Genomic DNA, 13,841 nt, shown 5'->3' with positions numbered 1-13,841 from the left:
CTCTGTGGGGCGCGGTCGCCTACGTGTGCTGCTTACTGCTTACGGCAAAGGGTGCTGCAACAGCCAGGCGTCGAGCGTGTCCGCCGTCTCGCGCGGCAGGTGCAAGCCCAGCTTGGAGCGCCGCCACAGGATGTCAGCCGCGCTGACGGCCCATTCATGGCGCCGCACATAATCAACTTCCGCCGCGTACAGGCCGGCGGCGATTTCCTCGCCCATGGCCGCCACGTCCGCCCTGCCCTCGAGCAGCACGTGGATGCGCGTGCCGTAGGCGCGTGCATAGCGCGCCACCAGCGCCGCCGGCAGCCACGCATACTCGCGCTGCAAGCCTTGCACGAACTGGCCGAACTCGCGCACGGCCCGGTTCTGCGGCACGGCGCCATACACGTCGCCGCCGGGCAGGCAAGCGTGCTCCGTCCAGGCCGGACGCGCGTTGCCCAGCAAGGGCGCCAGCATGTCCATCGCTTCCTCGGCCAGCTTGCGGAAGGTGGTGATCTTGCCGCCGAAAATACTCAGCAGCGGCGCCCCTTCCCGGTCCAGCTCGAAACGGTAATCGCGCGTGACGGCCTTGGCGTCGGCCGCCGCGTCTTCCACCAGCGGGCGCACGCCCGCATACGTCCAGACCACGTCGGCCGGCACGATCGGCTTGCTGAAATAGTAACTGGAAAGCTCGCACAAGTAACGAATTTCCTCGTCATCGATTTCCACCTTGCCACGGTCGCCTTGGTAGTCGAGGTCGGTGGTGCCGATCAGGGTGAAATCGTGCTCATACGGGATGGCAAACACGATGCGCCCATCCGGATGCTGGAAGATATACGCGTGATCATGCTCGAACAGGCGCTTGACGACGATATGGCTGCCCTTGATCAGGCGCAAGTGCCGGCCCTGCCCGCCGGGCGCCGCCTGCTGCAGGAACTCGGCCGTCCACGGCCCGGCCGCATTGACGACGCTGCGCGCGCGCACCGTCGTCTGCGTGCCGCTGGCGTGCTGCAAGGTGGCCAGCCAAGCGTCGCCTTCGCGCGTCAGCATCGTGCAGCGCGTGCGCGTCAGCACGTGCGCGCCGTTGTCTGCCGCGTCGACGGCGTTGAGCACCACGAGGCGCGCATCGTCGACCCAGCCGTCGGAATACACGAAGCCGCGCTTGAACTGGGGTTTTAATGGTGTGCCGGCCGCATGGCGCGTCAGGTCGATGCCGCTGGAGGCCGGCAAGATTTCCCGCTTCGCCAGCATGTCGTAGAGGAACAGGCCGGCGCGTATCAGCCAGGCCGGGCGCTGGCCCTTCGCGTGCGGCATGACGAAGCGCAGCGGCCACATGATGTGCGGCGCCGAGCGCAGCAGCACTTCGCGCTCGATCAGCGCCTTGCGCACGAGGCCAAATTCATAGTATTCGAGGTAGCGCAGGCCGCCATGTATCAGCTTGGTGGAGGCCGAAGAGGTGTGGGAAGCCAGGTCATCCTTTTCGCACAGCACCACCGACAAGCCCCGTCCCGCCGCGTCGCGCGCGATGCCGGCGCCATTGATGCCGCCGCCGACCACCAGTACGTCGCATTTGATCGCTGTCTCCACACCTTGCTGTGCTGCGGCCATCGGGACTCCATGTAGGTCAGGACACGCCGGCGAGGAAAGACTAGGCATCGCCGGCGACTGTCGTTAAGATCACCATTTCGTAATACGCATGCAATATGAATAAGGTTACGCCAGAATACGAACCCATAGCAACATATTTTTAGTACTATTTGTTCGTTTCTGTTCGTTTTGTGATTTTTAAAGAGAGCACCATGATCTTGAATCCCCGCCAGCGCCGACTGCTCGAAGTGGTGCGCCAGAAGGTCACCATGTCCGTCGAAGAGCTGGCCCAGCAGCTGGACGTGACGCCGCAAACCGTGCGCCGCGATGTCAAGCAGATGGAAGAAGCGCGCCTGCTGGCCCGCTACCACGGCGGCGTGGGTTTGCCCTCGTCCGTGGAAAATATCGACTACAGCCAGCGGCAGGTGTTCAACAGCGACGCCAAGCGGCGCATCGCGGCCGCCGTCGCCGCGCAAGTGCCGCACGGCTGCTCGCTGCTGATCAATATCGGCACGACGACCGAGGAAGTAGCGCGCGCGCTGGGCCGGCACACGGGCTTGCACGTGGTGACGAACAACCTGAACGTGGCCGCCATCCTGGCCGACAACGCGGCCTGCGAAGTCATCGTGGCCGGCGGCGTGGTGCGCGGGCGCGACCGCGGCATCGTGGGCGAAGCGACCATCGACTTCATCCGCCAGTTCAAGGTCGACATCGGCATCATCGGCATTTCCAGCATCGACGAGGACGGCAGCCTGCGCGACTTCGACGCGCGCGAAGTGAAAGTGGCGCAAGCCATCATCGAGCAGTCGCGCGAAGTGTGGCTGGTGGCCGACCAGCATAAATTCGGCCGCAAGGCGCTCGTGCGCCTGGCCGACCTGGCGCAAATCGACGTCCTGTTTACGGATGCGCCACCGCCGCCCCGCTTTGCCGAAGTGCTGCGCGAAGCGGGCGTGAAGGTGGTGCTGGCCTGAGCGGGCCGCATTTCCGCAGTAAAACTGCGCGCTGTCGCGTGGGCAATACGTCTTGTGTGGGCCAGCATACAGAATGATATGAAATATTTATCAATTCGGCAAAAATGCTGTTACCATTGATGCAACATGAGTTATTTTTTTAATCTTCCTCTCTCGCAATACGATTATTTGCTTGATATTGCTTTTTATTTATCTAGAGTAAGGAAAAAGGAAAAAACTCTTTGCCGCTGAGTGATTTCCTGTGAAAACAGTGTTAAAAATACCTCAAGCACGATGATTGTTCCCAAACAAACCACTCGACAGCAAGCGTGAAGGCCTTAACCATGCCGGCAACGCCGCCCAGTGAAGGAAGAGAAATGAGCCATAATTTTGAATCGGCCGCCATGCCGCAAGCCGCCCATCCCAACAGCGTCCCCGTCAGCGAGCTGGAAGCCCACCTCGGTTACTGGCTGCGTTTCGTTTCCAACCACGTTTCCCACAGTTTCCAGAAAAAAGCCGAAGCCAATGGCGTGACGGTGTCCGAATGGGTGGTGCTGCGCGAAATGTTCCGCCTAGGCTGCACCTCGCCCACGGTGCTGGCGCAAGTGTCCGGCATGAGCAAGGGCGCCGTATCGAAACTGATCGACCGCCTGGAAAGCAAGGGCATGGTCAGCAAGTCCATCCTGCTGGCCGACCGCCGCCAGCATTCGATCGAGCTGACCACGGAAGGCGAGGCGCTGGTGCCCGTGCTGGCCGAGATGGCCGACCAGAACGACGAGGAATTCTTCGGCAAGCTGCCGCGCCAGCTGCGCGACGACCTGCTCGAAGCGATGAAGGAAGTGGCGCGCACGCACCAGCTCAAGAGCGCCCCGCTGAACTGACAGCAGTAACACATACGGCAAGGGTGACGCGGCGGCGCGCGCGCTTCGGCTATGATGCTGGCCTGACTGTTTACCAGGAACACGCATGGCCCTGCACATCGAAACTCCCTTGCTCAACTCGCGCGCGCTGAGCCTGCACAGCGAACGCGCCATCTGGCTCAAGCTCGAAGCCTTGCAGCCGCCCGGCTCCTTCAAGATCCGCGGCATCGGCCTGGCCTGCGAAGAATACGCGCGGCGCGGCGCCAGCCGTTTCATCTCATCTTCCGGCGGCAATGCCGGCATCGCCGTCGCCTATGCGGGACGCCAGCTGGGCATTCCCGTCATCGTCGTCGTACCGGAAACGACCAGCGAACGGGCCAAGGCCCTGATCGCGCAGGAGGGCGCCGAAGTCATCGTGCACGGCGCCGCCTGGCAGGAAGCGAACGCGCTGGCCCAATCGATGCTCACACCGCAAGACGCCTTTTTGCATCCGTTCGACGACCCGCTGCTGTGGCAGGGCCATGCCGGCATGATCGATGAAGTGGCCAGCGCGGGCCTGAAACCGGACGCCGTGGTGCTGTCAGTCGGTGGCGGCGGCCTGCTGGCCGGCGTGGCCGAAGGCTTGCAGCGCAACGGCTGGGACGACGTGGCCATCGTGGCCGTGGAAACGCAAGGCGCCGCCTCGCTGTCGGCGGCCGTGGCCGCGCGCGAACACGTGGCCCTGCCGGCGGTCAACAGCATCGCCACCTCGCTGGCCGCGCGCCAGGTGTGTGCGCAGGCATACGCCATCAGTCAGACGCGCCTGCTCCACAGCGTGGTGGTGTCCGACCGGGCCGCCGTCGACGCCTGCCAGCGCTTTATTACCGACCAGCGCCTGGTGGTGGAACCGGCCTGCGGCGCGGCGCTGGCGGCCGTCTACGGCAAAGTACCGGAACTGGCGCCCTACCGCAATGTGCTCGTCATCGTGTGCGGCGGCGTGACGGCCACCACGCAGCAGCTCGACCACTGGAGCGCCACCCTGTAGCCGCTACGGCGCCGCCTCGAGCAGCGCCACGCCATCGCGGCCCTGCCCCTTGGCCGCGTACAGGGCCTGGTCGGCCAGGTCCAGCAGCTGCGCCGGCGTCAGCGTGCCTTCGCGGAAGATGGCGATGCCGATGCTGGTCGTCACCGGCAGCGGGCCGCTGGCCAGCTCGAAGGGCTGTCGGATGGCGTCGACGATCTTGGCGCCGACCTGGCGCACTTCGGCCGCGCCGTTCACGCCTTGGAGAATGATCACGAATTCATCGCCGGCCAGGCGCGCCACCAGGTCGCTGGCGCGCACGCTGCGCACCAGGCGCGAGGCGAATTCCTTGAGCACCTCGTCGCCCGCCTTGTGTCCCAGGCTGTCGTTGATGGCCTTGAAACGGTCGATATCGAGATAGGCAAGCGCCATCGGCGCGCGCGTGGCCCGCGTGCGCTGCATGCTTTGCGCCAGCTGCTCGTCGAAGCGGCGCCGGTTGGCGATGCCCGTCAGCGTATCGGTGGCGGCGGCGAACTGCAGCGCCGTGTGCATCGCCTTGGTCTTGGTGATTTCGTGAATCAGGCCATACACGCCTTCCACCGCGCCGCTCTCGCCCACATCGGGCACGTAGCTGGTATGGAAGGTGCGCTCCCCCGCCTCGTTGTCGACCGTGAATTCATAGTCGACCTCCTCGCCCGCAAAGGCGCGCAGCAGGTGCTGCTCGCGCAGCTGGTAGGCTTCCTCGCCCAGCACCTCGCGCATGGAATGCATCAGGCTTTCCCTGGCCGAGACGCCGAACCATCGCTCAAACGTCGCATTGATGAACTGGTAGCGGTGTTCGCGGTCGATATACACGATCACCACGGGCACATGGTCCGTCAGCAGTTTCAAGCGCCGCTCGCTGTCGCGCGTTTGCGCCTCGGCGATTTCACGCTCGGCCACCAGCGAATAAAAATCACGGCTCAAGTCGCCGATCTCGTCGCGCCGCTCGATTTGCAGCGCCTCGATGCCCAGGCGCTGGCGGCGGATCTGATGCACCTGCCGGCGCAAGCGTTCCAAAGGCCGCAACAGGCGCAATACGACGCGCCAGCCGGCCAGGCCCGCCAGCGCCGCCAGCAGCACGGCGGCCAGCAGGATCTTGCTGCGGATGGCGTGCAGCGGCGCAAAGGCCTCGCTCATCGGATACACGGACGCCAGTATCCAGCCCGTCGAGGCGATGCGGTGGTAGGCGAACAGGGCATCGATGCCCTGCGTGGTGGTCCCCGTCATCCAGCCTTCGTAGCCCTGCATGGCGCTCCGCGTGGGCACGCTGACGGGGCCGTGGGCTTCGATATGCTGCATGATGCGCGATTTGTCGGGATGCTCGACGATGACGCCTTCGCTGGTCATGATGTACAGGTAGCCGCCAGGGCCCGGCTTGAGGGCGCCGAGACGGCCGAGGAAATCGGGCTGGCGCAGGTTGACGCTGGCCGCCAGCACATAGCGCACGCCGCCGTGCGCGTCGAACACGGGCTGCGTCACCACCACGATGGGCATGCCGGAAATGCTGCCGTTAAGCGGCGAGGAAATCACCGAACGCCGGGTCGCCAGCGTCTGTTCAAAGTAAGGGCGGCCCTTCACGTTCAGCCCCGCCTGCGGCTTGAAGGGACTCACGCTGGCCAGGACGATGCCGTCGGCACCGACCACGCCGGCCGAATAGAACTCCTTGCCCAGCACCGTTTGCGCGGCCAGGAAGCGCTGCAGGCCGGTGCCGTCGTGCGCACCGCTGGCCGCCAGGCTGTCCGCGATCGCGCGCAACACATTGCGCTTCGCGTCGAGTTCCTCGTCGATGAAGACGGCGGCGCTGGCCAGCGATACGTACTGCTGGCGCCCCATCACGTCGCGCATGCCGCGCTCGGCCACGGCCAGGGTGGCCAGCGCCAGCGAGGCGACCGCGCCCAGCACGAGCAGGAAGACGACCATGCTCATGCGCGCCTTCAGGCTGGCGGGCAGGCGCCGGCGCAGCTGTTTTCGCCAGTTCGTCACGTACGTCGCTGAAGGTAGTGGCACAGGCGCTCGACCGATTCGTCCAGCGCCAGGGTGCCCGTGTCCAGGGTCAGCGCCGCCGCCAGCGGCGCCTCGTACGGCGCGGAAATGCCCGTGAATTGCGCGAGCTGCCCCGCGCGCGCCTTTCCATACAAGCCCTTGGCATCGCGCGCCTCGCACACGGCCAGCGGCGTGCTGACGTGAACTTCGATGAAATGCGCAGCGCCGATGATGTCTGCAGCCATGGCCCGGTCGGCGCGGTACGGGGAAATGAAGGCGGCGATGACGGTCAGGCCCGCCCCGTTCATCAGGCGCGCCACTTCGGCCGCGCGGCGGATGTTTTCATGCCGGTCTTCGGGCGTAAAACCGAGATCGCGGTTCAAGCCATGGCGCAGCTGGTCGCCGTCGAGCACCGCCACGGCGCGGCCCTGCGCCTTGAGCTGGCGCGCCAGCGCATCGGCGATGCTGGACTTGCCGGCGCCGCTCAAGCCCGTCAGCCAGACCGTGTCGTGTTGTCCTGCTGTCATCACACTGCCTCTCTCCTGTAGAGCTGGCAATATAACAAAGCCGCGCAGGAAAGGACAGACTATCAGGCAGCGCTGCGCGCCTCAAGCAGCAACTGTCGTATCTCCGGCACGCAGGAGCCGCAATTGCCGCCCGCCTTGACGCAGGCCGTCACCTGCGCCGTCGTCGTCAGTTTTTGCTCCACGATGGCCGCGCAAATGGTGTTGCGCCCCACGCCAAAGCACGAGCACACGGTGGGGCCGGCATCGACGCCCTTGCCGATGGGCTGGCCCAGCAGCACGCCGGCGCGGTCGGCCGCATCCATCTGCGCGTGCGCAAACAGGCCCGCCAGCCAGCTGCGCGACGGCAGGTCGGGACGGGGCGAGACATACACGCATTGCGCGATGCGTCCCTCGTCCAGGTGCACGGCGCGGTACACGCCGGCGCTGGCGTCCGCGTAATCGAGCCAGTCGGCGTTGTCGTCCGTGACACCGAGCAGCGCGCGCGCCCAGGCGCCCAGGTCGTCGATGCGCTGGCGCCCGGCCAGCTCGTAGCGCAGGAACTGCTCGCCCTGGATGCGCGTCCAGTGCGCCACGCCGTCCAGGTTCAAGGGCGTGCGGCTCAATACGAAAGCATGCCAGTGCACGCGGAACTGCTCGATGCGCACGGGCGTGTGCTTGAATTCGGGCTCGCCCGAGACGGGGTCGACGACCGGATTGACGACGGCGCCCACGCGCGCGTCCGACGCATTCGCGTCGTTCCAGTGGATCGGCACGAAGACCTGGCCGCGCGCGATGCCGCCGCCATGCACGACCCTCGCCACCATCGCGCCCCAGGCGCTGCTGATGCGCGCCAGCTCGCCTTCGCGCACGCTGTACAGCAGCGCATCCTGCGGGTGGAGGTCGATGAAGGCTTCGGCGACGTGGCCCGACAGTTTCGCCGCCTTGCCCGTGCGCGTCATCGTATGCCACTGGTCGCGCACCCGGCCCGTATTCAGGATGAGCGGATAGTCCTCGTCGGGAAGGTTGCGCGGTGCGCGCGGCGCCGTCGGCACGAAGCGCGCGCGGCCATCGGCATGCGCGAAGCGGCCGTCGCCGAACAGGCGCGCCTGGCCTTGCGGCCACTGCTGCGGCGCAAGGGCGTCGTAGCGCGCCGCATCCAGGCCCGCCAGGTGGCCCAGGTTGAACAAACGCTTTGTGGACCCGTCATTGCGGAAGGCGGACAGGCGCGCGTGTTCATCGAAGATGGCTTGCGGCGCCGTGAAATCGAAGCCGGCATACCCCATGCGGCGCGCCACGTCGCACAGCACGTCCCAGTCGGCGCGCGCTTCGCCGGGCGCCGGCAAGAAGGCCCGCTGGCGCGAGATGCGGCGCTCGGAATTGGTCACCGTGCCATCCTTTTCACCCCAGCCCAGGGCGGGCAGCAGCACGTCGGCGTGGGCGTTCGTGTCCGACCCAGTGCTGATGTCGGACACCACCACCAGCTCGCACTTGGCCAGCGCGCGGCGCACCTGGTCGGCGTCCGGCATGCTGACCAGCGGATTGGTGGCGATGATCCACACGGCCTTGACCTTGCCCGCCTCGATGGCGTGGAACAGCTCCACCGCCTTCAAGCCAGGCTTGTCGGCGATGCGCGGCGAGTCCCAGAAGGTTTGCACGGCTTCGCGGTGCGCCGGCTTGTCGAGATCCAGGTGGGCCGCCAGCATATTGGCCAGGCCGCCCACTTCGCGCCCGCCCATGGCGTTCGGCTGGCCCGTGAGGGAAAACGGCCCCATGCCGGGCTGGCCGATGCGCCCGGTCGCCAGGTGGCAGTTGATGATGCTGTTGACCTTGTCCGTGCCGGAAGACGACTGGTTGACGCCCTGCGAAAAGGCTGTGACGACCTTGCGCGTGGCGGCAAACGCCTGGTAGAACGCCAGCAAGGCTTGCGGGTCGACCTTGCAGATTTTCGCCACACGCAAAGGATCGGAACAGTCGACATGGGCGGCGGCCAGCGCCTCATCGAGGCCGCTGCTGTGCCGCGTCACGAAATCATCGGCGATCACGCCTTCCTTCGCCAGATAGCACAGCAAGCCGTTGAACAGCCACACGTCGGTGCCCGGTTTCACGGGCAGGTGCAGGTCGGCCAGCTCGCAGGTGGCCGTGCGGCGCGGGTCGATCACCACCAGTTTCATCTCCGGCCGGGTTTCGCGGATGCGGGCGATGCGCTGGAACAGGATCGGGTGGCACCAGGCCGTGTTCGAGCCCACCAGCACCACCATGTCGGCCAGTTCCAGGTCTTCATAGCAGCCCGGCACGATATCCTCGCCAAACGCGCGCTTGTGGCCGGCCACGGCCGACGACATGCACAGGCGCGAATTGGTGTCGATATTCGCGCTGCCCACATAGCCCTTCATGAATTTATTGGCGATGTAATAGTCTTCCGTCAGCAGCTGGCCCGAGACGTACAGGGCGACGGCGTCGGGGCCGTGCTTGTCGATGATGGCGCGCAGGCCGCCGGCCACCTGGTCCAGCGCGGCATCCCAGGAGGACGGCTGCAGGACGCCATCGACGCGTACCTGCGGTTGCAGCAAACGGTTCTCCAGGTTCAGGGTGTCGCCGAGGGCAGAGCCTTTCACGCACAGCTTGCCCTGGTTGGCCGGGTGATTGGCATCGCCGGCGATGCGGATGGCGCCGTCGGGCAGGCGTGTCGCTTCCACGCCGCAGCCGACGCCGCAATACGGGCAAGTGGTTTTCACGGGCGTGCAGCTTGTCATGGGCGTATCCTGTTGGTCGCTGTCAGGCGGCCTGGGCGCACAGCGCCTGGCCAAACAATAAATGGGCGCGCAGCTTGCTGATGTCGCGGCGCTGCTGGATCAGGTCGAAATACCAGGGGCCGTCCTGCACGTCGCCATACAGCACGGCGCCGGCCAGGCGGCTGCCCTGCACCACCAGGCGCTTGTAGACGCCGCGGCGCGGATCGCGCAGCACCAGGTCTTCACTGCCCTCGCCGCCGATGATGTCGCCGGCCGAATACAGATCGATGCCCGTCACTTTCAATTTGGTGGCGCTGGCCTGCTGCACGTAGCGGCGATGCCCTGCGCCGGCCAGGTGGGCGCCGCACACGCGCGCCTGCTCCCAGATGGGCGCGACGAGGCCAAACGTGGCGCGCCGGTGCTGCACGCATTCGCCCACGGCGTACACGCGCGGGTCGTAGCTTTGCAGGCAATCGTCGACGACGATGGCCCGTTCGCAGTGCAGGCCGGCCGCTTGCGCCAGCGCGATGTTGGGGCGCACGCCGGCCGTCATCACCACCAGGTCGGCGGGGATCGACGTGCCATCGGCAAAGCGAACTCCCTGTACGCGGTCGGTGCCGAGGATTTCCGCCGTTTGCGCATGCATCAAAAACCGCAGGCCGCGCGCTTCCAGCGCCGATTTCAACAGCATCGACGCGGGTGCGTCCAGCTGCTGGTTCATCAGGGCGCCGCTCATGTGCACGACGGTGACGTCCATGCCCTGGCGCTGCAAGCCGTTGGCCGCTTCCAGTCCCAGCAAGCCGCCGCCGATGACCACCGCGTGGCGGTGCGTGCGCGCCGCACGCAGCATGGTGTCGACGTCGCTGATATCGCGAAAACCGATCACACCAGGCAGATCATGCCCGGGCACGGGCACGATGAACGGCGTGGAACCGGTGGCCAGCAGCAGGCGGTCATAGGCAACCGTGATGCCGGACAGCGATTGCACGGTGCGCACCTTGCGGTCGATGCGTACGACGGGGTCGCCCGCGTGCAGGGTAATGCCATGCTGCGCATACCAGTCGCGCGTGTGCAGCATGATGTCGTCCACCGACTTCTCGCCGGCCAGCACGGGCGACAGCAGGATGCGGTTGTAATTGCCGTGCGGTTCGGCGCCGAACACGGTGATGTCGTACAGGTCCGGCGCCAGTTTCAAGAGTTCCTCGACCGTGCGCATGCCGGCCATGCCGTTGCCGACGACCACGAGCGAGGGACGCGCAGTGGCCTTGACTGGCGGATTCACAGGGCCACCCACACCATGTCGGCAAACACGCGCGCCGGCCAGGCGGCGACCGAATGCTCGGGCGCTTCGATGCACTCGCCGCTGGCCAGGTCGAAATGCTGTTTGTAGATGGGCGAGGCGACGACGACGCGCTCGCCGATGCTGCCGACGAGACCCCGAGACAGCACGGAAGCGCCCGCATTCGGGTCGATATTGTCGATGGCGTACACGCGCGGCGCCGCATCGCCGACGCGGAACACGGCCACGTGGCGGCCACCCAGCAACGCGCACACGCCCGTGTCGGGCACGATGTCGGCCAAGGGACAGATGGCTACCCAGTTGTCGGCGGTGGCGCCGGAAAGTTCATTCATCGCATTCATGGCTCACGCCTCCACGGCAAGGATGGGGATCACGGTGCTGCGGCGTTCCAGTTCAGTGGCGGGCCGGATCTGGCCCCGCTCTTCAACGAACACCACGTTTTCATCGTTCTTCTCGCTGTTGACGAAATGGCGGAAGCGCTGGCGCACGGCAGGGTTGGAGACGGCTTCCTTCCACTCGCAGGCATAGGTGTCGACCACGTGCTGCATGTCCGCTTCCAGCTCGTGGGCGATGCCCAGGCTGTCGTCGATGATGACACGCTTGAGGTAATCGAGCCCCCCTTCCAGGTTGTCGCGCCACACGCTGGTGCGCTGCAGGCGGTCGGCCGTGCGCACGTAAAACATCAGGAAGCGGTCGACATAGCGCACCAAGGTGGCTTCATCGAGATCGGAAGCGATCAGTTCCGCGTGGCGCGGCTTCATGCCGCCATTGCCGCACACGTAAAGGTTCCAGCCCTTTTCCGTGGCGATCAGGCCAATGTCCTTGCCCTGCGCCTCGGCGCATTCGCGCGTGCAGCCGGAGACGCCGAACTTGATCTTGTGCGGCGTGCGCAAGCCCTTGTAGCGGTTTTCCAGCTCGATGGCAAAGCCCACGCTGTCGGCCACCCCATAGCGGCACCAGGTGGAGCCGACGCACGATTTCACCGTGCGCAGCGACTTGCCGTAGGCGTGGCCCGACTCGAAGCCGGCCGCGATCAGTTCTTCCCAGATGGCCGGCAACTGGTCGACGCGCGCGCCGAACAGGTCGACCCGCTGGCCGCCCGTGATCTTGGTGTAAAGGCCGTATTTTTTTGCCACCATGCCCACGGCGATCAAGCCGTCGGCCGTCACTTCGCCGCCCGGCATGCGCGGCACCACCGAGTACGTGCCATCCTTCTGGATATTACCGAGGAAGTAGTCATTGCTGTCCTGCAGGCTGGCGTGCACGGGAGAGAGCACGAAATCGTTCCAGCACGAGGCGAGGATATTCGCCGCCACGGGCTTGCACACGTCGCAACCGAGACCCTGACCATGCGCGCCCAAGAGTTCGCCGAAGCTGCGGATTTTGCCCACGCGGACCAGGTGGTGCAATTCCTGGCGCGAGTACGCAAAGTGTTCGCACACGTGGTTGTTCACCATCAGGCCCTGCTTCTGCATTTCCGCCTTCATGATCTGCGTGACCAGCGGCACGCAGCCGCCGCACGCGGTGCCCGCCTTGGTGCAGCTTTTCAGGGCGCCGATGGTGGTGGCGCCCTCGGCGACGGCCGCGCACAGCGCGCCTTTCGACACGTCGTTGCACGAGCAGATTTGCGCCGACTCGGGCAAGGCGTCCACGCCCAGGCCCACCTTTTGCTGGCCATCGGCCTGCGGCAGGATCAGGAACTCGGGGAATTCCGGCAGCTCGATCTTGTTGAGCATCATCTGCAGCAAGGTGCCGTATTCGCTGGCGTCGCCCACCATCACGCCGCCAAGCAGGTATTTGCCGCAATCGGAAACGACGATTTTCTTGTAGATCTGCTTGCGCTCATCCATGAACTGGTAGGAGCGGCTGCCCGGCGCATTGCCGTGCGGGTCGCCCAGGCTGGCCACGTCCACGCCCATCAGTTTGAGCTTGGTGCTCATGTCGGCGCCCTTGAACGATGCTTCGCCCTCTTCCTGCAACAGGTGGCGCGCCGCGATGCGGGCCATCTCGTAGCCGGGCGCCACCAGGCCGAAGACCAGGCCGCCCCACAGCGCGCATTCGCCGATCGCATAGATGTCAGGGTCGGAGGTGACGCAGCTGTCATCGATGGCGATGCCGCCGCGCGGGCCCACGTCCAGGCCGCAGGCGCGCGCCAGTTCGTCGCGCGGGCGGATGCCGGCCGAGAAGACGATCATGTCCGCTTCCAGGTGGCTGCCGTCGGCGAACTGCATGCGGTGCGTGGCTTCTTCGCCGTCGACGATGGCCAGGGTATTTTTTTGCGTGTGCACGGTCACGCCCAGCTCTTCGATCTTGCGGCGCAGGACGCGCGCGCCGCCCTCGTCCACCTGCACGGCCATCAGGCGCGGCGCGAATTCCACCACGTGGGTGTCCAGCTTCAAATCGCGCAAGGCCTTCGCGCATTCGAGACCCAGCAGCCCGCCGCCGATCACCACGCCCGTTTTGGACTTCCCGCCCCAGGCCAGCATGGCTTCCAGGTCTTCAATGGTGCGGTAGACGAAGCAGCCATCACGCTCCTTGCCGGGCAGCGGCGGCACGAACGGCGTCGAGCCGGTGGCGAACACCAGCTTGTCGTAGGCCAGCACGTCACCGGTGCTGGCCGTGACGGTTTTGGCCACGCGGTCGATCGAGACGGCGCGCGCATTGAGTTTCAGGACGACGTTGCCCTTGTCGAAGAAGCCGGGCGCCACCAGCGACAGGTCGTCGGCCGATTTGCCGCTGAAAAATTCGGACAGGTGCACCCTGTCGTAGGCGGGGCGCGGCTCTTCGCACAAGACCGTCACGGACAGGTGCGGCGCGTTTTCCAATGCCAGGCGTTCGAGGAATTTATGTCCGACCATGCCATGGCCAAGGACGACGATGTTCAAGGGGTGGTTCATTACTCTCT

10 protein-coding genes are annotated in these 13,841 nt (G+C 65.7%); 3 read left to right on the top strand and 7 right to left on the bottom strand.

Translation table 11 applies throughout. The annotated features are described in order from the left end of the window. Nucleotides 1-39: 39 nt before the first annotated feature. On the bottom strand, nt 40-1,584 hold the full coding sequence (glpD, locus tag V3C40_RS00105; protein ID WP_331776108.1) for a glycerol-3-phosphate dehydrogenase: 1,545 nt from the start codon (nt 1,582-1,584) through the stop codon (nt 40-42). Nucleotides 1,585-1,775: 191 nt separating this feature from the next. Between glpD and V3C40_RS00100 the strand changes: the two genes are divergently transcribed. From V3C40_RS00100 to V3C40_RS00090, 3 genes are all read left to right on the top strand, one after another. Beyond that, nucleotides 1,776-2,534: a DeoR/GlpR family DNA-binding transcription regulator gene (locus tag V3C40_RS00100; RefSeq protein WP_175539324.1), complete on the top strand. Its 759-nt coding sequence runs from the start codon at nt 1,776-1,778 to the stop codon at nt 2,532-2,534. Between the two features lie 356 nt (nt 2,535-2,890). Continuing rightward, nucleotides 2,891-3,394, top strand: a complete 504-nt coding sequence (locus tag V3C40_RS00095) for a MarR family winged helix-turn-helix transcriptional regulator (protein ID WP_046684031.1) — start codon at nt 2,891-2,893, stop codon at nt 3,392-3,394. An 85-nt stretch (nt 3,395-3,479) separates the two neighbouring features. Further along, nucleotides 3,480-4,397 (top strand): pyridoxal-phosphate dependent enzyme, encoded by a 918-nt coding sequence (locus V3C40_RS00090; RefSeq protein WP_331776107.1) that lies wholly within the window; start codon nt 3,480-3,482, stop codon nt 4,395-4,397. 3 nt (nt 4,398-4,400) lie between these two features. Here the strand turns inward: V3C40_RS00090 and V3C40_RS00085 are convergent, their stop codons facing one another. The 6 genes from V3C40_RS00085 to nirB are packed head-to-tail and all read right to left on the bottom strand — an operon-like array spanning nt 4,401 to nt 13,833. Beyond that, nucleotides 4,401-6,398 carry a diguanylate cyclase domain-containing protein gene (locus tag V3C40_RS00085; protein WP_331776106.1) on the bottom strand — a complete coding sequence of 666 codons (1,998 nt, stop codon included), beginning with the start codon at nt 6,396-6,398 and terminating at the stop codon, nt 4,401-4,403. Further along, the gene (gene cysC / locus V3C40_RS00080; RefSeq protein WP_442907222.1) at nt 6,395-6,958 is read right to left on the bottom strand and encodes an adenylyl-sulfate kinase; all 564 of its coding nucleotides are present in this window, start codon (nt 6,956-6,958) and stop codon (nt 6,395-6,397) included. The genes V3C40_RS00085 and cysC overlap by 4 nt, the downstream gene beginning before the upstream one ends. A 29-nt stretch (nt 6,959-6,987) precedes the next feature. Continuing rightward, the gene (locus tag V3C40_RS00075; protein ID WP_331776104.1) at nt 6,988-9,657 is read right to left on the bottom strand and encodes a molybdopterin-dependent oxidoreductase; all 2,670 of its coding nucleotides are present in this window, start codon (nt 9,655-9,657) and stop codon (nt 6,988-6,990) included. Nucleotides 9,658-9,679: 22 nt separating this feature from the next. Next, nucleotides 9,680-10,918 (bottom strand): NAD(P)/FAD-dependent oxidoreductase, encoded by a 1,239-nt coding sequence (locus V3C40_RS00070; protein WP_331776103.1) that lies wholly within the window; start codon nt 10,916-10,918, stop codon nt 9,680-9,682. Then, nucleotides 10,915-11,268: a nitrite reductase small subunit NirD gene (gene nirD / locus V3C40_RS00065; RefSeq protein ID WP_034754999.1), complete on the bottom strand. Its 354-nt coding sequence runs from the start codon at nt 11,266-11,268 to the stop codon at nt 10,915-10,917. Before nirD ends, V3C40_RS00070 begins: the two co-directional genes overlap by 4 nt. Nucleotides 11,269-11,280: 12 nt before the next feature. After that, a complete protein-coding gene (gene nirB, locus V3C40_RS00060; RefSeq protein ID WP_331776102.1) occupies nt 11,281-13,833 on the bottom strand; it encodes a nitrite reductase large subunit NirB in 2,553 nt (850 codons plus the stop codon). Nucleotides 13,834-13,841: the final 8 nt, after the last annotated feature.

Source organism: Janthinobacterium sp. LS2A, assembly GCF_036543145.1.
Classification (GTDB): Bacteria; Pseudomonadota; Gammaproteobacteria; order Burkholderiales; family Burkholderiaceae_D; genus Janthinobacterium; species Janthinobacterium aestuarii.
The sequence above is the reverse complement of the archived record's forward strand: the minus strand, read 5'-3'. Positions and strand labels throughout refer to the sequence as shown.